This window comes from Olsenella sp. HMSC062G07 (assembly GCF_001811895.1).
Lineage (GTDB): Bacteria > Actinomycetota > Coriobacteriia > Coriobacteriales > Atopobiaceae > Olsenella_F > Olsenella_F massiliensis.
This window is the reverse complement of the sequence record NZ_KV806951.1, coordinates 1,046,981-1,066,396: the sequence shown is the minus strand read 5'-3', so window position 1 is coordinate 1,066,396 and position 19,416 is coordinate 1,046,981. Positions and strand designations below refer to the sequence as shown.

Genomic DNA, 19,416 nt, shown 5'->3' with positions numbered 1-19,416 from the left:
GAGCTGCTCGTCGTCCTCGTGGATGCGCGCGCCGAGGCGACGACCCTCGCGAAAGTCAAAGGGCGTCCCCGCGACGGGGAGCACTTCTCCCGCCGAGACGGAGTCCTCGCGCATGGGGAGGTACTCGTCGGCCTCAATGCGGACGAGCTGCCCGAGGACGTCTCCCGAGCCGTGCCCCGCGAGGTTGAAGTAGGCGTGATTCGTCATGTTCACGTAGGTGGGAGCGTCCGTCTCGCACAGGTAGCGCACGGCAAGCGTGGTCGCGTCACCCTCGTCCGCCAGAGAGAACGCCGCCTCGAAGCGGCGGTTGCCCGGTAGCCCCAGCTCTCCGTCTGAAAGCTCGCAGGCGAGGGTGAGGCCGCTCGACCCCTCCTGGGAGACGACGGACCAGACGCGCTTGTGCAGGCCATGGTCAAGGTCAGAGTGGAGGTTGTTGCGCCCGTCAGGCCCGTCGTTGGCGCTCAGGTGCCAGACCGTGCCGCCCAGGGGGACCTCCGCGCGGTCGGTGCGGTTGGCCACGGGACCTATGGTGGCCCCAAAGCAGGAGGGGTCGTCAAGGTAGCCCTCGAGCGTGTCATAGCCCAAAAGGACGTCGGCATAGGAGCCCCCCGCGTCGGGCACCTCGATGCCCTGGAGGGTGGCGCCAAAGTCCAGGACCCACGCCCGGGCGCGGTCGGTGCTCAGGCACCAGCATCGCACCTGCTCGCCGGAAGGGGTGGTCCCAAAGACTTCGCTTTGCATGATGAGAGCTCCTCTGACCTCCGCGCGCGTCATCCTGACGGCATCGATTATATCAAGGCCGCGCCCCTCGCCCGCGCATATGGGCTTAAAGCCTTGGTTGTCGTGGCGGTTAGCTGGCCCCGCGCCCCTCGCTTGCGCATGCGGGCCCATCCGGTCGCGCGGTCTGTCTTGTCAAGGCCTTGCCGATGACTTGCGTGCGCGTGCCGTCGAGGGCCCCCTCAACATGAGAGACGCCTCTCGTGTTCCAAGCCAAGGGCGATCACATCACGCTTGCCCCAAGAATTCGCCGCGCCGTGCGCTACGATTGATGACGCGCGTGGCCGTCTGCGAAAGAGGGTCGTTGGCACGCGCGGCGCGAGCTCTTGCGCCAGAGGGCGGCCAACGCGAGCAGGAAGCGCCACGTTGACGGCCAGCCGCCGCGTTGTGATGCTCGAAGGGAGTTAGCCCGCCATGGACGACGAGGTCATGAGGACGCGCAAGGCAAATCTCAGGCGCGCGCTCGGCGCCGCGCGCGCCTCGTTTGCGCCGGACGTCCGCGTGCTCGCTGACGAGGGGGTCTGCGACACGGTCTGCTCGTCGGGGGCATGGCGGCGGGCGCGGGTGGTCATGACCTATCTCTCCGTCGGCGCGGAGGTGAGCACCCGCGGCATCATCGCCCGTTCGTGGTCCTGTGGAAAGTTGGTCGCCCTTCCCTGGTGCGTGCCCGGCACGAGGGACCTGCGCTGGTTTGTCGTGGACTCCTTTGACGGGCTCGTGAGAGGCCCCCTGGGCGTGGAGGAGCCCGACCCTGCGACGGCGCGGGAGCTTGCGCCCTCAGGCGCCTCTCATGCCGACGCCGTCGCCATCGTTCCGGGGCTCACCTTTGACGCGAGGGGCTATCGCCTGGGCTACGGCGGCGGCTACTACGACCGCTTCCTCGACGCGTTCGGCGGCCGGTCTCTGGGGCTGTGCCGAGATGCCCAGCTGAGCGAGGATTTGCGGGCGCTCGGCGTCGTCGGGCCGCATGACCGCCCCGTTGAGCTCGTCGCCACGGAGTCGGGGCTCATGGGCGCCCCCTGACCGTCGCCCCCACCCCGCCGGCGTCGTGGGCGCGCGCCATGAATCGGCGGCGTTGTAAAACGTAGGGCACATCGGGCGCCAGGGCGTGCACAATGGTGGGGAGCGCATGAGAGGTCCATCGCGCCTGCGGGAGACGTCCCGACGGGGGCTAGGCGAAAGGATGAGCAGTGATGGCGGAATTCAAGTCGGACATCGAGATCGCCCAGGATGCGAGGCTCCTTCCCATTGCGGAGGTCGCCGCCAAGGCGGGGCTCTCTGAGGACCTCCTCGAGCCCTACGGGCGCACGAAGGCCAAGGTGGACATCCATGCCCTGGCGGACCGTCCCCAGAAGGGCAGGCTCGTCCTGGTCACGGCCGTCAACCCCACGCCAGCCGGCGAGGGCAAGACGACGACGTCCATCGGCCTCGCCGACGCCCTGAACCGTCTGGGCAAGCAGACCCTGCTCGCCCTGAGGGAGCCCTCGCTCGGGCCTGTCTTCGGCGTGAAGGGGGGCGCCGCCGGGGGAGGCCATGCCCAGGTCGTTCCCATGGAGGACATCAACCTGCACTTCACGGGCGACTTTCATGCCATCGGAGCCGCCAACAACCTCTGCGCCGCGCTTCTCGACAACCACATCAAGCAGGGAAACGCTTTGGGTATCGACCCAAGGCGCATCGTGTGGCGTCGCTGCGTCGACATGAACGACCGCCAGCTGAGGAACGTCGTCGACGGGCTGGGCGGGGTCGCCAACGGCATGCCGCGCGAGGACGGCTTTGACATCACCGTCGCCTCCGAGGTCATGGCCGCGTTCTGCCTGGCCTGTGACCTCATGGATCTCAGGCGCCGCCTGGGCAGGATGGTCGTCGCCTACACCTTTGACCGTGCTCCCGTCACGGTTCACGACATCAAGGCGGAGGGCGCCATGGCGGCGCTCCTCAAGGACGCGATCAAGCCCAACCTCGTCCAGACGCTCGAGGGCAATCCCGCCTTCGTGCACGGGGGGCCCTTTGCCAACATCGCCCACGGCTGCAACTCGGTCATCGCCACGACGACGGCCATGAGGCTCGCCGACTACGTCGTCACGGAGGCGGGCTTCGGCGCGGACCTCGGTGCCGAGAAGTTCCTTGACATCAAGTGCCGCGCCACCGGGCTCGCCCCCTCCGCCGTGGTCGTCGTCGCCACGGTCCGCGCCCTCAAGTACAACGGGGGCGTCACCAAGGCGGATCTAGGGACGGAGAACCTCACCGCCCTCAAGGCGGGCCTTCCCAACCTCCTGAGGCACGTCTTTAACATCCGCGACGTCTACGGGCTTCCCTGCGTCGTGGCCCTCAACGCCTTCCCGACGGACACCGCGGCCGAGCTTGCCCTCGTCGAGCGCCGCTGCGGGGAGCTCGGCGTCAGGGTGGCGCTCTCGGAGGTATGGGCCAAGGGGGGAGAGGGCGGCGAGGCGCTTGCCCGGGAGGTCGTCAGGCTCTGCGACGAGCCTTCCGAGCTGCGCTTTGCGTACGAGCTGGGCGAGAGCGTCCTCGACAAGCTCACGGCCATCGCCACGAAGGTCTATCACGCCGACGGCGTCGAGCTCGCCCCCGCCGCCCGAAGGCAGCTTTCCCAGCTCGAGGCCCAGGGCTTTGGCGACCTGCCCGTCTGCGTCGCGAAGACCCAGTACTCCTTCTCGGACGACCCCGCCAAGCTCGGCGCCCCCGAGGGCTTCACCATCACGGTGCGCAACCTCAGGGTGTCCGCGGGGGCGGGCTTCATCGTCGCCCTCACGGGCGACATCATGACCATGCCGGGCCTTCCTAAGGTCCCTGCGGCCGAGGGCATAGACGTGACCGAGGATGGCCGCATCGTGGGGCTGTTCTAGGGTCCCAAGAGCAGGTGGCCCGCGCACCTTCAACCTCGTGAGGAGAGACACGGACGTGAGCACAGAGAGAGGCTCGTCACCTGAGCGCGAGCCGCTGACGACACGAACGATAGATGGGTTTTCCAGGGCGCTTGCCGCCAAGGTCCCGGTTCCCGGCGGCGGGGGGGCGGCGGCCTATGCGGGCGCCCTCTCCGCGGCGCTTGCGGCCATGGTCGCAAACTACACGGTCGGGAAGCGTCGCTACCGGGAGCACGAGGACGACGTCCGTCGCGTCCTTCTCGACGCCGAACGGCTGCGCGAGAGGCTCGTCCTTCTCGTGGACGAGGACGCGGCCGCCTTCGAGCCGCTGTCCGCCGCCTATGGCATCCCCAAGGAGGACCCGAGCCGTGACGCCGTCCTCGACAGGGCCGTCCAGGGCGCACTTTTGTGCCCCCTGGAGATGATGAGGGCGGCTGCGGCGGTCATCCCCCTTCTGGAGGAGCTCGCCGAGAAGGGCTCCGTCCTCCTCGTGTCCGACGTGGGCTGCGGGGCGATCCTCGCCCGCGCCGCCCTGGAGTCGGCGGCGCTCAACGTCCTCGTCAACACGCGGGCCCTGCGCGACCGCGCGCGGGCAACAGAGGTCGAGAGGGAGTGCGACGAGCTCCTCGGCACGTGGGCGCCGCGGGCGCAGTCCGTCTCCCGTCTCGTCTTCTCGCGGCTGAGGGAAAGGGGCTAGCATGGCCGAGCTTTTGAGGGGGGCCCCTGCCGCGTCCGCTCTCTGCGAGCGGCTTTCCGGGCGCGTCCTCGCACTTAAGGAGGCGGGCGTGACCCCCCGACTCGCCATCGTGCGGGTGGGGGAGCGCGCGGACGACCTTGCCTACGAGCGCGGCGCCCTCAAGCGCTGCGGGGCCCTGGGCATCGCGGTGGAGCGCGTCGGCCTTTCGGCAGACTGCTCGCAAAAGGACCTGCTCGAGGCCATCGATGGCGTGAACGCCGACGCCTCGGTCCATGGCTGCCTGCTGTTTCGTCCCCTGCCGGCACAGCTCGACGAGGAGGAGGCCTGCGAGCGCCTCGCACCCGAGAAGGACGTTGACGGCATCACGTCCGCCTCGCTCTACGGCGTCTTCTCTCACCGGCGCGTGGGCTTTGCCCCCTGCACGGCCGAGGCGGTCCTCGCCCTCCTCGAGCATCATGGCGTGGAGCTCTCGGGGGCCTGCGTGACGGTCATCGGACGTTCGCTCGTGATCGGGAGGCCCGTCTCGCTCCTGTTGCAGGCGGCTGACGCCACCGTCACCATGTGCCACACGCGGACGCGCGACCTCGCGGCCTCCTGTGCGGGGGCGGACGTCGTCGTCGTGGCCGCAGGGCATCCCGGCACCTTTGGGGCGTCGTGCGCCAAAAAGACCCAGGTCGTCGTCGACGTGGGCATCAATTGGGACGTCGAACGGGGGAGGCTCGTGGGCGACGTCAACGCCGAGGCGGTGGCCCCCCTGGTGAGGGCCCTCACGCCCGTGCCGGGGGGCGTCGGCTCCCTGACGACGGCAATGCTTGCCAAACACGTGGTGGAGGCGGCAGAGAGGACGGTCGTATGAGCTCGGAGGCGAAGGCGACGGGTGATGGCGCCCTGGCGGGAGGCGGGGGCGCCCCCGGCCGCGGCGTCGACAGGCCCCGCATCGAGGCGGCCGTGCGAGAGCTGCTCATAGGCATCGGCGAGGACCCCGACCGCGAGGGCCTCGCGGGCACGCCCGACCGGGTGGCGCGGGCCTGCGAGGAGATCTTCGGCGGGCTTGCCGAGGATCCCGCCTCCCATCTGCGCAAGCAGTTTTATGAGCCTGGCAACGAGGAGATGGTCGTCGTCAAGGACATCCCCTTCGCCTCCATGTGCGAGCATCACCTGCTGCCCTTCGTGGGTCACGCCCACGTCTGCTACATTCCGCGGGACGGCCGCATCACGGGCCTCTCCAAGGTCGCCCGCTGCGTGAGCGGCTTTGCCCGCAGGCCTCAGCTCCAGGAGCGCCTCACGGGCCAGGTGGCCGACGCCCTGGTGCGCGAGCTCGACCCCTTGGGCGTGCTCGTGGTCATCCAGGCCGAGCACACCTGCATGAGCATACGCGGCGTCAAGAGCGCGGGTTCCGTGACCGTGACCTCGGCCGTTCGGGGCATCTTCCGGCGCAACCTCAAGACGCGCGACGAGGCCCTCAAGCTCATCGGCCTGGGGATTCGCTGACGCGGGCACGTCCCGTCGACTCACGCGCGCCCCGCCGCCTGGGCGGGAGAAAGGCAGAGCATGTATCAGCCACCCTTTGACGTGCCACGCCTCTCCTTCGAGGAGTCCCTCTCGACGCTGCACGGCGCCCTGCGCTTTGGCATCCAGCCTCTGCTCGAGACCGTCGTCGACCTTCTCGCCGAGCTGGGAGGTCCCGACGCCCGCTTCAGGTCCCTCCAGATAGCGGGAACGAACGGCAAGACGTCCACCGCGCGCTACACGGCGGCGATTCTCAGGGGAGAGGGGCTCAAGGTCGCCCTCTACACCTCACCTGAGCTCGTCTCCTACACCGAGCGCATGGAGATTGACGGCGCGCCCGTGAGCGAGGAGGCGTTCGCCCACGGCATCGCCGCGGCCGTCGAGGCCGCACGACGCGTCAACGCGCGGAGGCGCGCGGCGGGGGAGCGCCCCTACGACGTGACGGAGTTTGACACCCTTACGGCGGCCGCCTGCGTCATCTTTGCCGAGGCGGGCGTGGACGTGGTCGTGCTCGAGTGCGGCATGGGCGGGCGCTGGGACGCGACCAGCGCCGTGGGCTCCGTCGAGTCAGTCGCCGTGACGGGCGTGGGACTTGATCACATGCGCATCCTGGGGGACACGCTCGAGGCCATCGCCGGCGAGAAGGCCGCCATCATCAGGAGGGGGCGCGGCTGCGTGCTGGGTGTGGGCACCGCCACGCCCGCGAGCGTCGAGGACGTCTTCTTGTCCCGCTGCGCGTCGGAGGGGGTCGAGCCCGTCCTGCTGCGTCCCGCGCGTCCAGATGACGCCGCGGGCGAGATGCACGAGGGGATGCCGCGCGCGCACGAGGGTCTCCCGCACGCCAGCTACGTCATCACCAAGCACCCTCGGCGCCTCGGCTTTCCCCTTGAGCTGAGCGTCACCACGCCTCGGGGGCGCTACGAGGAGCTCTCCTGCCTCAAGCCGAGCTATCAGGCGGCAAACGTCGCCTGTGCCGTCACGCTGTGCGAGCGGTTCCTGGACAGGGCGCTTGACGCCGACAGGCTCTACCAGTCCGTCGTCGCCTGCCCCACGCCAGGGCGCTTCTCATTGCTGAGGCCCGAGCCTCCCGTGCTCGTCGACGCCTGTCATAACCCCCAGTCCGTCAGGGCCTTCCTCGCCTCCTTGGACGAGCTTGAGACCACGGCTTCCGTCCGCCCTGCGCTCTTATGCGCCGTGCTCGCCGACAAGGACGTGGACGGCATCGTGGCCCTGCTCGCCCCCGCGTTTCCTCGGGTCTATTGCACGCAGACCCGCTCCGCGCGCGCCCTGGCCGCCCCCGAGCTCGCACGGCGCTTTGAGGGGGCGTCGGCGTCGGTCGCCGGCGTGTTCGCCAGCGTCGATGACGCGCTCGCACGCATGGGTCGGGAGGCGTTCGTCGCCTGCGGGTCCATCACGCTGGCAGGCGAGCTCTTCGCACGGCGCAACGAGTTTTGCTAGAATTGCCAAAGCGGCGCCCTCGCGTCGTCTCAGCTGGCTTTTTGGATGACAGTGTTCGCATAGCCCTGTCGTAGTGCAAAGGAGCGCCCGCTTCATGTCTGAACTCATCGATCAGCTCATCACGCCTGAGGTGCGCATGGTGCTGTACCTCATCGTCGCCTGCGTCGTCATGCTGTATGTGCTGGCCATCGTCTACGTCATCCGCGACGCCCAGCGCCGCGGCGCCGAGCCCTGGTGGCTCTGGGCGCTCATCTCGGTCATCCCCGTCGTGGGCCTCCTGGCCTACGTCATCCTGCGTCCCAGCTCCTACCTCGTCGATCGCGAGGAGCAGGACCTTGACATCGCCCTGCGCGAGCACCAGCTCTCGCACTACGGCATCTGCCCCAAGTGCGGCGCCCCCATCGATCGCGACTTCGTGGTCTGCCCCATCTGCAACACGCAGGTGCGCAACGTCTGCCCCACCTGCCACCGGCCCCTCAACGCCGACTGGAAGGTCTGCCCGTACTGCCGCACCCGCATCCAGTGACGCGGCGCCTCGCCAGGCGCCCGCTCGTCAGACGAAAGCTCGCGTGACGGCGGAGGGGACGAAACATGAAGCGGGCGCACCCTGCCGCGCGCCTCCCGCACCCTGCTGCGCGTCCTCGGACGCCGGCCACCCAAACGCTAGTCGCGCCGCGGGGCCCTCTCGCCATAGACGCGCATGACCTCAAGCTCCCACTGGCGCCGACTCGCCTTGACCTCGGTGTCCAGGATGAGCCCGCAGGCAAAAAGGAGGGCGGCAAAGCCGGCAAACGCCACGGCGAGGATGGCGGTGGGAAAGCGCGCGACAAGGTGCGTGCGCTGGAACTCGGCGATGACGGGCACGCCCAGGAAGAGGCTGACCACCAAGGACAACAGCGACAGGAGCGAGAAGAAGCCCAGCGGCTTGTAGTCCTTGAACAGCCTGCCGATCATGCCGAGCACCTTCGCCCCGTCCGAGAAGGTGTCGAGCTTTGAGGTAGAGCCCTCGGGACGGTCGCGATACGCAATGGGCACCTGCTCGATGCGCCAGCGCTTGTCCACGGCATGGATGGAGAGCTCGGTCTCTATCTCGAAGCCGGGCGAGAGCACGGGCAGCGTCTTGGCGAACTCGCGGGAGAGGGCCCGATAACCGGTCATCACGTCCGAGAACTGGAAATGGTACAGAAGGCCGATGAGCCAGCGGACGAGGTCGTTGCCAAAGCCGTGGAAGGCCCGGTCGTTCTCCTTGCCGTAGGTGCCGTTCGAGAGACGGTCGCCCACCACGTGGTCCGCCGCGCCGCTGAGGATGGGCTCGATAAGACGGCAGGCCGCCTCGGCGGGATAGGTGTCGTCGCCATCCACCAAGAGGTAGCAGTCTGCGTCGATGTCACGAAGCATCTGCCGCACGACGTTGCCCTTGCCCTGACGCGTCTCGCGGCGCACGAGGGCGCCGTGCGCGCGGGCGATGGACGCCGTGTCGTCGGAGGAGTTGTTGTCGTACACCCAGACGTCGGCGTTTGGGAGGACGCGCCTGAAGTCGTCAACGACCTTGCCCACCGTGAGGGCCTCGTTGTAGCAGGGAATGAGCACGGCGACGCGCGACGGGGCGTCGGCCTCCTGCGTCTGGAGCGTCTGGTTCATGGCTGGGCCGTCCTTTGCGACGTAGACGTCGGTCGTACGGGCGCCGGTGCGGCGGGCGGACCGTCCGTCCGTGAGGGACATCGACCTTCGATTCTAGCAAAGAACGGCGAGGTGGTCTCAGGCGGGCGGCGAGGCGCAGCCTCACCCGCGCCGGTCCTGGTGTCAAGCGCCTCTACGGACGGGCGCAGTGGTGTAGACTAACCTGCGGTATGAACCGAACGAGGCGGACGGCCCCGCGTGCGGGCGCGCGGGCGACGGGATCGTCGCGTTCTTGAGGAGAGGGTAGCTGCGCATGAAGGCACTGTTCAACGACGGCCATGTCGAAGAGGTCCCCACGGACCAGGAGCTGCACGTCATCCGTCACTCTGCGGCACACATCCTTGCCCAGGCCGTGCGACGCCTGTATCCGCAGGCGGACTTTGCCTTTGGCCCCGCCACCGACAACGGCTTCTACTATGACATCGACCTTCCCGAGGGTCAGAGGATCTCGGAGGAGGACCTCCCGGCCATCGAGGCCGAGATGCGCAGGATCTGCAAGGAGAACCTCAGGTTCGAGACGTATGAGCTTCCGCGCGAGCAGGCCGTCGAGCACATGCGCGAGCGCGGCGAGAAGTACAAGGTCGAGCACATCGGCGACCTGCCCGACGACGCCCGCATCACCTTCTACCGGCAGGGCGAGTACGTCGACATGTGCGTCGGCCCCCACCTCATGTACACGAAGGGGCTCAAGGCCTTCAAGCTCACGGGCGTCTCGGGCGCCTACTGGAAGGGCGACAAGGACAACAAGATGCTCACGCGCGTGAACGGCGTGGCCTTCCGCAGCAAGGAGGAGCTTGCCGAGCATGAGCGCCTGCTTGCCGAGGCCGAGAGGCGCGACCACCGCAAGATCGGACGCGAGATGGAGCTCTTCATGATGAGCGACGCCGGCCCGGGCTTTCCGTTCTGGCTTCCCAACGGCATGCGCGTCAAGAACGCCCTCATGCAGTACTGGCAGCAGATGCAGGACGCCTACGGGTACGAGCAGGTGCAGACGCCCATCATCCTCTCGCGCAAGCTGTGGGAGACCTCGGGCCACTGGGAGCACTACAAGGACAACATGTACACCACACTCATCGACGACGAGGACTTTGCCGTCAAGCCGATGAACTGCCCCGGTGCGTGCCTCATCTACAAGAGCCGCCCGCGCAGCTATCGCGACCTGCCTCTCAAGCTTGCCGAGGCGGGGCTTGACCATCGCCATGAGCTCAAGGGGGCGCTCCACGGCCTCTTCCGCGTGCGCGAGTTCACCCAGGACGACGCCCATCTCTTCATCCGCCCCGACCAGATCACCGAGCAGGTCACGGACGTCGCTCATCTCATCACGGCCTACTACGCGCAGTTTGGCTTCCCCTACAAGGTGGAGCTCTCCACGCGCCCCGACGACTCCATGGGCGCCGACGAGGACTGGGAGCGTGCCGAGCAGGGCCTCAAGGACGCGCTCGAGTCCATGGGCGTCGCCTACACCCTCAATCCCGGCGACGGTGCCTTCTACGGCCCCAAGATCGACTTCCACCTGCAGGACTGCCTGGGACGCACCTGGCAGTGCGGCACCATCCAGCTCGACTTCCAGCTGCCCCAGAACTTCGAGCTCGAGTACACCGCCTCGGACGGCTCCAAGCAGCGGCCCATCATGATCCATCGTGCCGGCTTCGGGTCGTTCGAGCGCTTCTGCGGCATGCTCATCGAGCAGTACGAGGGCAAGTTCCCCACCTGGCTCAGCCCCTGCCAGGTCAAGGTGCTGCCCGTCTCGGAAAAGAGCCGCGCCTACGCCCACGAGGTGGGCGAGCGCCTGCGGGGCGCGGGCGTGCGCGTCAAGGTGGATGACCGCGACGAGAAGATCGGCTACAAGATTCGCGAGGCGCGCTCCCTCGACCGCGTCCCCTACATGCTCGTCCTGGGCGAGAGGGAGGTCCAGGCGGGCAACGTCTCGGTGCGCGACCGTTCCGGCGAGACCGTCGCGCGCGACCTCGACGACTTTCTTGCCGACCTCCTCGCCGAGATCGCCGAGAGACGCGGCTAGGACCTGGGCGTGTCTCGCGGCGCGCGTACGTCTTGGCCCCAGGCGCTCGTCGTCGCCGACGATGAGCTGCGGGCGGCCCTTGCCTCGGTCCCTGACCTTGAGCTGGTGAGCCCGCTCGGGGGCGTCCCCATCGCCTGCCGGGACGTCAGGGCGCACGCGACGGCCGCTCGGCGACGCGGGGTCCTCCTGGCCTGCGACCTCACCTTGTGCGCGGGCGCCTGCCCGGCCCTGAGGCTGGGGGCCTCTCTTGCCTGGGTGGGCCTAGGGACGGGAGAGAGCCTGCTGTGGGCGTGCCGCGACGCGACGAGCGTGCTGGGCCCCCTGCTCCGTGCCCGTCCTGCCGGCAAGGCCGAAGAGGGCGTGCTCGCCGCCAGGGAGGGGCGCTGGCGTGCCTCATCGGACGCGGCCCAGGTGGTGGCACACTACCTTGCCTGTCATCCCGGCGTGTCGTGCCTGCGCTACCCGGGGCTTCGAGGCGACCCCTCGTTCGAGACGGCCGCCCGCACGCTCATGGGCGGATTTGGTCCCCTCATCGACTGGCGAGACGACCCTCGAGGCCCCTGGCACCGGCTCGTCTGCGACGAACGGGACCCATACGAGCAGGTCATGGCCCTGGAGGCGCAGCTTTCAGGCAGATGACTCGTGCCATCCGCGACGCTCCGAGTGGTGGACCTTTAGGGTATCCTGAAGGTACCCGGATTCCATCGCAGGGAGGTTCATCATGTCCAACGCACATTTTGTCCGACGGGTCGTCACCGGCATGCTCGCCGCCACGCTGGCCCTGCTCGTGAGCTTCTCGCTGGGTGCCTGCCGGCAGAACGACGAGAAGGCCATTCGCGAGAGAGCCACGCAGATCCTTGAGGCGGTCAAGAATCCCACGAAGGAGAACCTCGCTCCCTACATGGAGGACATGGACGACGAGACCACGCAGATGCTTGACTCCTACGGCGTTGACATCTATGAGTTTTTCGGCCATGCCTTCAAGCATTTTGACTACAGCATCGGCGAGATCAAGGTGAACGGCAACAAGGCCACCGTGGACATCACCACCAAGAACGCCAACCTTGACAGCGCCATCGAGGTCGCCTCCCAGAAGTTCGAGGAGGAGGTCACTCAGGACGACATCATCGCGCTCTATTCGGACGGTGGCGAGAAGGCTGTCACGCAGAAGTTCTTTACCTATACCTATCAGGCTCTGGACGACTCTACGGACATCAAGAAGACCAGTGTGACCCTCAACTTCATCAAGACGGACGGGGAGTGGGAGGTGGACGACTCCTCCATGGAGGACTTCCTGAGCACGCTCTACGGCGGCGCGGACTTCTCGGACACGGAGTAGGCTCACCGCCGTGGTCATCCTGACGTCTCGCGCGTCATCGCGGCGTCGGGACGGGCGAGACGCAGCAGAGGGGGCGCCGGCATGTGCCGGCGCCCCCTCGTCGGTGAGCGCTTCGGCGCGCCCGGTGCGGACGAAGGATGTCCAGATCAGCTGGTCAGGCGTACGTAGCTTCGATACTCAAACGGCACCCCGTCATCCGTGACGCCGCCCTCGTCCGTCCGCTCAAGTCGCCACCGGGGGTCCTCGTCCAGCCGAGGAAAGTAGGCGTCTGCGGGCAGCAGGATGTCGTTCATGGTCACGACGGCGCGCGAGCAGAGCGGCAGCAGCCTGCGGTACACGCTCGCCCCCCCGATGAGCCACACGTGGTTGGGATCTTCCGACGAGAGCGCCGCGAGCGCGTCGTCAGTCGTGTTGTAGACCTCGTAGCCGCCGACCAGGACGCCTGGGGTCCCCTCCTGCGGCCTGCCCGCTCGCGGGAAGCCCGTCCGCTCGTAGGCCGCGTCATGCGTGAGGATGACGTTTCTGCGCCCCTTGAGGGGACCGCCAGGGAGGCTCTCGAAGGTCGCGCGTCCCATGAGGACGACGCCGCCGCTGGTCATGCGCACAAAGTGGCGCATGTCCTCACGGTTGCGTACGAGCAGGCGTCCCTTGAGACCGATGCCCCAGTCGCGCGTGACGGAAACGATGGCGTTCATGGCATGCGCCCCTCTCGTGCCGTCACTCAGACGGCTATGGGGATGTCCCTCACCTGGGGGCCGTGCTCGTAGCCCTCGACGATGAGGTCGTCGATGGTGAAGGCGTAGAAGTCCGTGACGGCGGGGGTGAGTGACACGCGCGGGGCGGGGTGCTGGGGCCTGCCGATAAGCTCGCGGACGATGTCGACGTGACGGTCGTAGATGTGGGCGTCCGCGATCATGTGCACCAGCTCGCCGGCCACCATCCCCGACGACTGCGCGACCATCATCAAAAGGATGGCATATTGGCAGACGTTCCAGTTGTTGGCCGCGAGCACGTCCTGGCTGCGCTGCACGAGCAGAAGGTTGAGCGTGAGACGCTCGTCGCCGGCGGCGTGCGTGACGTTATAGACCGCATTGTACGCGCAGGGGTAGAGGTGCATCTGGGAAAGGTCGTGCACGTTGTAAAGGTTCGTCATGATGCGGCGGGAGTACGGGTCGTCACGCAGGTCCTTGAGGACGCGGTCCATCTGGTCAAAGTCACCGTCGGCGTAGTGCGAGACCTGTCCCACCTGATAGCCGTAGGCCTTGCCGATGGACCCGTCCGCGTCGGCCCACTCGTCCCAGATGTGAGGGGCGAGGTCATGGACGTTGCTTGACTTTCGCTGGTAGATCCAGAGGACCTCGTCCATGCAGCTCTTGAGCGCCGTGCGCCTGAGCGTGAGGGCGGGAAACTCCTCGCGCAGGTCATAGCGGTTGCAGACGCCAAAGCGCTTGATGGTGTAGGCGGGGCTGCCGTCCGCCCAGTGCGGGCGCACCCGCTCGCCCTGCGTGGTGGTGCCATGCTCGATGATGTCCGCGCACATGCGGACGAAGGTCTCGTCTGCCTTGCTCATGCGTCGCTCTGCCTCCTGATGCGGTGGGGCTGGTGCGGAAGAGGTCGCCCGTCGTGTGCGAGGGGTCGTGCCTCCCTCGTCGTCGCGACGTTCGCTAGGCGTCCAGACGCCAGGATTCGCCCCCGTGTTCGTACGTGTCGCGGCGGCCGTCGTACCTGCCGTATACGCCGAATTCCTCGAACTCCCCGTCAAACATGGGGTCCAGATAGACGACGTCAGGGTCGTAATACTCCTCCGCGTAGCTCTCCACGAGGCGCTCAACGGGCTGAGCAAGCATCACGGACATGCCGATGAGCAGCAAAGAGACGATGGCTGCGACGATGTAGACGGTGCTGCCCGAGTTGGCGTTGTCAGGCGACGTCGTGGCGGAGGCGGTCTCGATGACGGGGCCAGGCGTGTTCGCGTTGGTGTCCATGGGGACTTCCTTTCGTGTGCGGTGACAGCTCCATGATAGACGAGATGCAATCAAGATGACGGCTAGCGTCGCAGCTCCTCCCAATGCGTCTCAAGATGGGCGATGAGGCCGCGGTCGGCAGGCAGCCACGCCGGCTCCCAGAGCTCGTCTCGTGAGAGCCAGAGCAGGTCGGTGTGGACGAGGGCGCGTGGGGCGTCCCCCGGGGCAAGGCCGCAGGCAAAGCACGGCATGTGCAGGCGGAAGTCCGGGTAGTCGAAGGTGACGACGTAGACGGGCCTTGGGTCCGTCACCTCGCAGGCGAGCTCCTCGCGGATCTCGCGTCGCAGGGCGTCCAGGTCAGACTCTCCCGACTCAACCTTGCCGCCGGGAAACTCCCACCCGCCCGCGAGCCTGCCGCCGCCGCGTCGCCCTGCCAGGACGCGCCCCTGGAAGAAGATGACGGCCGCCACCACGCGCAGCGTCTGTGGTCCGCCGCCCAGCGGGAGCGCCCTCGCGTCAGGCTCGAACATGGGGCCTACCTCGCGGCCGCAGACGCCGGGGCGGGCGCGTAGGAGCTCCCCCCGTCAACGATGAGCCGGTTGCATCCAGGCAGCACGCGCGCCGTGAAGCCAAAGGTGCCGGTGCCGGGCGCGGCCTCGCCGTCCGCCTGGATGGGAAGGGGATCAGCGGAGCGCACCGTGATGGCGCTGCCGCAGAGATGCTCAAGGTGAGGCCGGTCGAGCCTCTTGCCGGCCCGGTCAAGGAGGCCGGCGAACATGGGCCTGATGAGGCCGACCGTCTCGGTCGTCCGTATGACCATGAGGTCAAGCAGGCCGTCGTCCATGCGCGTATTGGGGATGAGCTCTATGCCGCCCTGCATCATGGCCGTGTTGCAGGCGACGCAGGCGATGCCGTCCCGCTCATACCGCACGCCGTCGCAGTCGATCGTGAAGTGCGTGACCTTGGGGTGCATGTTCGAGAGGACGGCGGCAAAGTAGGCCGCCTCGCCCATGTCGCGCTTGTTAGGCAGGGCGCTCCGCATGATCTGGGCGTCAAAGCCGATGCCCGCCATGATGACGAAGCCGCGCTCATGGTGTTGGCCGCCCTCGTCCTCCCAGCCGATCTGACCCAGGTCCGTCGAGGCCCAGCGGCCGTCGTGGCAGGCCCGTGCGAGGGCCCGCGGTTCCATGGCGTTGCCCAGGTTGGTCACGAGGAGGTTGGCCGTTCCCGACGGAAACACGCAAACGGGTGTCGTGCAGCCCCTGAGCGCGTATAGAAGGCTCGCCACAGTGCCGTCCCCGCCCGACGCCACGACCACGTCAAAGTCGTCCGCGTCGGCGACGGCCTCGTCGGCCCCGCCCGTCTCGGGCAGGACCCGCAGCACGCACTCGTCGCGCTGCCTCACGAGGAAGCGCTCAAACTCAAAGATGGCGTCCGACCCAAAGCCGGACTGGCTGTTATGAACTATGAGGTAGCGCACGCGAGGTCCGCCTTCCTTGTTATCATGATGGGTGCGAGGACCCTTCTGGCTCGCCGGAAGAAGGGTCCGTCTCGCCTTGATGGTACTCTTTTTTGACATGTCGAAAGCGAATCGAGATCACGTGTACATTAGCGATGCAGCCAAGCTCACCCAGTTCTGCGAGCGTGCGGGCAGGTCTGGAGTCATTGCCGTTGACACCGAGTTCATCCGTGAGAGGACCTATCATCCCAAGCTCTGCCTCGTCCAGGTGGGGTTTGGGCGGGGTGACGCCTTCGAGGGCGCCTGCATAGACCCGCTGCTGGTCACGGACCTCACGCCGCTCGTCTCGCTCTTGGGCGACCGGACGATCACGAAAGTCTTCCATGCCTGCTCGCAGGACCTCGAAGTCATCCAGGACTCCCTGGGCTGTGAGGTCGCCCCCGTGTTCGACACGCAGCTCGCCGCCGCGTTCCTGGGGCTTCGTCAGCAGATTGGCTACGGTGCCCTCGTGGAGGAGCTCTGCGGCGTCCGTCTGCCCAAGGCGGAGTCCCTCACCGACTGGTCGCGTCGCCCGCTTGACGACGAGCAGCTCAGCTATGCCGAGGACGACGTGAGGTTCCTGCCCGGCATCTATGAGCTCATGATGGGGCGCCTCTCGCGCGAGGAGCGCCTGTCCTGGGTGATGCCCGAGATGGAGGAGCTCGCCGACCCCCGCCGCTACCGCCGTGACCCCCTGGACGCCTTCGTGCATCTCCGGCGCGCCTCGTCGCTCACGCGCCGTCAGCTCGCGGTGGCACGCGAGGTCTGCGCCTGGAGGGAACGGGAGGCGTCGCGACGCGACCTGCCGCGCAAGTGGGTGGCCTCCGACGAGCTGCTGCTGGAGGCGAGCAAGCGGGCGCCCCGCTCGGTGGAGCGCCTTCGCCGCATCCGTGGGGCGGAGTCGCTCGGGGAGCGCGACGCCGCGGCTCTCGTGGCGTCCGTCGCCCGGGGATTGGCCTGCGATCCCCAGGACTACCCCCAGAAGACCCGTCACGAGCGTCCCAGCCAGGACATGGAGGGCGTCCTTGACCTCATGTACGCGACGCTGCGCATCGTCGCCGACCGTCAGGGCATCGCCCCGCAGCTCGTGGCTACCAAGGACGACCTCATCGACTTTGCCTCCGGAAGGCGGGATGCGCGTCTCGCGACGTCGGGATGGCGTCATGACCTGGTGGGAGGGCCGCTCTCCCGCCTTCTGGCGGGCGAAATGGGCCTGACGGTCAAGGACGGCCGCGTCGAGCTGCTCTAGGCGGCGCTTTCGGACGCCCCTGCGTGCGGGCGCCCGTTCGCGCTCGCGGCCTGGGGTGCGCGGGCGACGTTTTTCCTTGCGTCCGGGACCTCTGCTAGACTCGTTGCAAAAGGGTGTGGGGGTGCGCGTGTGGGGGCGGGCCCTTTGCGTCGCTGCACGCGGGCCGTGCGCCATCGGGTGCCGGATCATGGGTATAACGTCCGTACACGTCGGCCGTCATGCGCAAGGAGGGGTTCAATGTACGTAGGCTATGGCATGGACCTGGGCTATTGGGGCATCGTCATCGCGTCGGTCATCCTGGGCGGGTTCACTCAGGCATACATACAATCAACCTACAGAAAGTGGTCTCACGTCGAGGCGACCGCAGGGGAGACGGGTCGCGAGGTCGCGCGCAGGATGCTTGACGCCGAGGGCGCGTCGGCGGTGGGCATCACCAGCGTCGAAGGTCACCTCACCGACTTCTATGACCCCCGTGACAACATGCTGCATCTCTCTGAGGAGAACTGCGAGGGCGGGTCGGTCGCCTCCGTCGCTGTCGCCTGCCACGAGGCGGGCCACGCGGTCCAGACGGCGCGCGGCTATCTGCCGGGCCGCATGCGCACGGCATTGGTGCCCGTCGTCAACTTTGCGCAGCAGATCTGGATGATCGTGCTCATCGCGGGCCTACTGCTGGACCTGGCCGGCCTCGCGCAGGCGGCCATCATCCTCTTTGCGCTCTCGGTCGTCTTTCATCTGGTGACCCTTCCCGTCGAGATCGACGCCTCGCGCCGCGCGGTCGCCTACCTGGGGCATGCCGGCACGGGCATCGACGAGCGGGGGGCCCGGCAGGTGCTCACCGCGGCGGCCCTCACCTACGTGGCCGCGGCGCTCGTCTCCGTGCTTCAGCTGCTGTACCTGGTCGGTCGTACCAGCCGGAGGCAATAGCGTGGCCTCTTTGCGGGAGTGGGGCCTCACGGCGGGCGCGACGCCTTCCGCGGAGGCGTCCCTGAGCGTCACGGAGGCGGTGTCCAGGGCAAACGGCGCCGTCAGCGGGCTGGGGAGCATGGTGGTCCTCGGCGAGGTGAGCGGCTTTCGCGGACCCAACGCACGCTCGGGCCACTGCTACTTCACCCTGAAGGACGACCAGTCGTCCATGTCCGTCATCGTGTGGCGTGGCATCTACCAGGCTTGCGGCTTCACGCTCAAGGATGGCATGAGCCTGCTGATGACGGGGTCCTTTGACGTGTACGGCGCGAGCGGCAAGCTTTCGTTCAAGGCCGCGAGCCTGCGCCTGCAGGGGGAGGGCCTCCTGCGTCAGCGCGTCGCCGAGCTGGCGCGCAGGCTCGAGCGAGAGGGTCTCATGGACCCTGCGCGCAAGCGTCCGATTCCGCCTTTCTGCACGCGGGTCGCCGTCGTCACCTCGCTTTCGGGCAGTGTCATCGACGACGTCAAGCGCACGCTCGCGCGCCGGAACCCCCTGGTGGAGATTCTCGCCTCCAACTGCTCGGTGCAGGGTGACCAGGCGCCGGCCACGATCGTCCGCGCCCTTCGCCGCGCCGCCGCGGCGCGGCCCGACGTCATCCTTCTCGTCCGTGGCGGGGGTTCCTTCGAGGACCTCATGTGCTTTAACGACGAGACCCTCGCCCGCGCCGTGGCCTCCTGTCCCGTTCCGGTGGTCACGGGCATCGGCCATGAGCCGGACACCTCCATCTGCGACATGGTGGCCGACCGTCGCCAGTCCACGCCCTCGACGGCGGCGGAGTCCGTGGCCCCCCCGCTGGACGAGCTCGTCTCGGTCATCCATGAGCGCGAGCGTCGGATGCGCGTCACCCTCGAGCGCTGGTCGCGTGACGTGGGCGCGCGCCTTGACGCCACGGACCGCCTCATGCGCAAGGACGTCAGGGCGTCGCTCGACGCCCGCGCGGCCGCCGTGAGCGCCCTGGCGACCCGTCGCTGCCTTGCCAGCCCCCTCGCGAGCCTCGAGGGAAGGGAGGAGTCCCTGAGCATGACCGAGGAGCGACTGCACGCCACGTTGCCTCGGGTCCTGACGCGTCGCCGGCAGGACCTGGAAGGTCGCGCACTGCGGCTCAGGTCCCTCTCGGGGCGCCTGCTCAGGCCCTTTGACGCCCAGGTAGTCCGGGCCGCCTCCTCTCTTGAGGCGCTCTCGCCGCTCAAGGTGCTCTCGCGGGGCTACGCGATCGTGCGGGACGCCCGGGGCAGGGTGGTGGGCGGCGCCGACCAGCTTCTGGTGGGCGACGAGGTCAGCCTGCGCCTGGGGCGCGGGTCGGCGACGGCGGTCGTGCGGAAGCTCAGCCAGACGTAGGGAGGCCTCGCCGCCCCGCGAGGCCAAAGACGGCACGG

At 68.0% G+C, this 19,416-nt stretch carries 20 protein-coding genes; 13 read left to right on the top strand and 7 right to left on the bottom strand.

What is annotated here, in order from left to right:
• Positions 1-741 (bottom strand): aldose epimerase family protein (locus tag HMPREF2826_RS07985; protein ID WP_070640795.1); only part of this gene is annotated, 741 nt, incomplete at its 3' end.
• Positions 742-1,191: 450 nt separating this feature from the next.
• On the opposite strand from HMPREF2826_RS07985, the gene HMPREF2826_RS07980 reads away from it, so the two are divergent.
• The 7 genes from HMPREF2826_RS07980 to HMPREF2826_RS07950 all read left to right on the top strand — a co-directional run bounded on the left by HMPREF2826_RS07980 (position 1,192) and on the right by HMPREF2826_RS07950 (position 7,852).
• Positions 1,192-1,800: a 5-formyltetrahydrofolate cyclo-ligase gene (locus HMPREF2826_RS07980; protein WP_070640793.1), complete on the top strand. Its 609-nt coding sequence runs from the start codon at positions 1,192-1,194 to the stop codon at positions 1,798-1,800.
• Between the two features lie 170 nt (positions 1,801-1,970).
• Positions 1,971-3,644, top strand: a complete 1,674-nt coding sequence (locus HMPREF2826_RS07975) for a formate--tetrahydrofolate ligase (protein ID WP_070640791.1) — start codon at positions 1,971-1,973, stop codon at positions 3,642-3,644.
• 55 nt (positions 3,645-3,699) lie between these two features.
• Entirely contained in the window at positions 3,700-4,359 is a 660-nt protein-coding gene (locus HMPREF2826_RS07970) for a cyclodeaminase/cyclohydrolase family protein (RefSeq protein WP_246824720.1), read from the top strand.
• Between the two features lies 1 nt (position 4,360).
• Complete coding sequence (locus tag HMPREF2826_RS07965) at positions 4,361-5,215, top strand: bifunctional 5,10-methylenetetrahydrofolate dehydrogenase/5,10-methenyltetrahydrofolate cyclohydrolase (protein ID WP_070640789.1); 855 nt, start codon at positions 4,361-4,363, stop codon at positions 5,213-5,215.
• A complete protein-coding gene (gene folE / locus HMPREF2826_RS07960) occupies positions 5,212-5,850 on the top strand; it encodes a GTP cyclohydrolase I FolE (RefSeq protein WP_083307334.1) in 639 nt (212 codons plus the stop codon). The genes HMPREF2826_RS07965 and folE overlap by 4 nt, the downstream gene beginning before the upstream one ends.
• A 60-nt stretch (positions 5,851-5,910) precedes the next feature.
• A complete protein-coding gene (locus tag HMPREF2826_RS07955) occupies positions 5,911-7,326 on the top strand; it encodes a bifunctional folylpolyglutamate synthase/dihydrofolate synthase (RefSeq protein ID WP_070640787.1) in 1,416 nt (471 codons plus the stop codon).
• A 94-nt stretch (positions 7,327-7,420) separates the two neighbouring features.
• On the top strand, positions 7,421-7,852 hold the full coding sequence (locus HMPREF2826_RS07950; protein WP_058270267.1) for a double zinc ribbon domain-containing protein: 432 nt from the start codon (positions 7,421-7,423) through the stop codon (positions 7,850-7,852).
• Positions 7,853-7,989: 137 nt separating this feature from the next.
• On the opposite strand, the gene HMPREF2826_RS07945 is transcribed toward HMPREF2826_RS07950, so the two are convergent.
• Entirely contained in the window at positions 7,990-8,967 is a 978-nt protein-coding gene (locus tag HMPREF2826_RS07945; RefSeq protein ID WP_070641283.1) for a glycosyltransferase, read from the bottom strand.
• A 292-nt stretch (positions 8,968-9,259) separates the two neighbouring features.
• Between HMPREF2826_RS07945 and thrS the strand changes: the two genes are divergently transcribed.
• From thrS to HMPREF2826_RS07930, 3 genes are all read left to right on the top strand, one after another.
• Entirely contained in the window at positions 9,260-11,026 is a 1,767-nt protein-coding gene (gene thrS / locus HMPREF2826_RS07940; RefSeq protein ID WP_070640785.1) for a threonine--tRNA ligase, read from the top strand.
• A gap of 9 nt (positions 11,027-11,035) precedes the next feature.
• Complete coding sequence (locus HMPREF2826_RS07935; RefSeq protein WP_070640783.1) at positions 11,036-11,665, top strand: PLP-dependent aminotransferase family protein; 630 nt, start codon at positions 11,036-11,038, stop codon at positions 11,663-11,665.
• A gap of 82 nt (positions 11,666-11,747) precedes the next feature.
• Positions 11,748-12,365, top strand: a complete 618-nt coding sequence (locus HMPREF2826_RS07930; protein ID WP_070640781.1) for a hypothetical protein — start codon at positions 11,748-11,750, stop codon at positions 12,363-12,365.
• A 146-nt stretch (positions 12,366-12,511) separates the two neighbouring features.
• Here the strand turns inward: HMPREF2826_RS07930 and HMPREF2826_RS07925 are convergent, their stop codons facing one another.
• The 5 genes from HMPREF2826_RS07925 to HMPREF2826_RS07905 all read right to left on the bottom strand — a co-directional run bounded on the left by HMPREF2826_RS07925 (position 12,512) and on the right by HMPREF2826_RS07905 (position 15,809).
• Positions 12,512-13,060, bottom strand: coding sequence for a dihydrofolate reductase (locus HMPREF2826_RS07925; protein WP_070640779.1), 549 nt, complete (start codon positions 13,058-13,060; stop codon positions 12,512-12,514).
• 26 nt (positions 13,061-13,086) lie between these two features.
• On the bottom strand, positions 13,087-13,935 hold the full coding sequence (gene thyA / locus HMPREF2826_RS07920; protein WP_070640778.1) for a thymidylate synthase: 849 nt from the start codon (positions 13,933-13,935) through the stop codon (positions 13,087-13,089).
• A 94-nt stretch (positions 13,936-14,029) separates the two neighbouring features.
• Entirely contained in the window at positions 14,030-14,350 is a 321-nt protein-coding gene (locus HMPREF2826_RS07915; protein WP_070640776.1) for a hypothetical protein, read from the bottom strand.
• Between the two features lie 62 nt (positions 14,351-14,412).
• Positions 14,413-14,859, bottom strand: a complete 447-nt coding sequence (locus tag HMPREF2826_RS07910; RefSeq protein ID WP_070640774.1) for a (deoxy)nucleoside triphosphate pyrophosphohydrolase — start codon at positions 14,857-14,859, stop codon at positions 14,413-14,415.
• 5 nt (positions 14,860-14,864) lie between these two features.
• A complete protein-coding gene (locus HMPREF2826_RS07905) occupies positions 14,865-15,809 on the bottom strand; it encodes a diacylglycerol/lipid kinase family protein (RefSeq protein ID WP_070640772.1) in 945 nt (314 codons plus the stop codon).
• Positions 15,810-15,930: 121 nt separating this feature from the next.
• Between HMPREF2826_RS07905 and rnd the strand changes: the two genes are divergently transcribed.
• The 3 genes from rnd (at position 15,931) to xseA (ending at position 19,378) form a co-directional block, all read left to right on the top strand.
• A complete protein-coding gene (gene rnd / locus HMPREF2826_RS07900; protein WP_070641281.1) occupies positions 15,931-17,076 on the top strand; it encodes a ribonuclease D in 1,146 nt (381 codons plus the stop codon).
• A 237-nt stretch (positions 17,077-17,313) separates the two neighbouring features.
• Positions 17,314-18,000 carry a zinc metallopeptidase gene (locus tag HMPREF2826_RS07895; RefSeq protein ID WP_070640770.1) on the top strand — a complete coding sequence of 229 codons (687 nt, stop codon included), beginning with the start codon at positions 17,314-17,316 and terminating at the stop codon, positions 17,998-18,000.
• A 1-nt stretch (position 18,001) separates the two neighbouring features.
• Positions 18,002-19,378 carry an exodeoxyribonuclease VII large subunit gene (xseA, locus tag HMPREF2826_RS07890; RefSeq protein ID WP_246824719.1) on the top strand — a complete coding sequence of 459 codons (1,377 nt, stop codon included), beginning with the start codon at positions 18,002-18,004 and terminating at the stop codon, positions 19,376-19,378.
• The last annotated feature ends 38 nt before the right edge of the window (positions 19,379-19,416 follow it).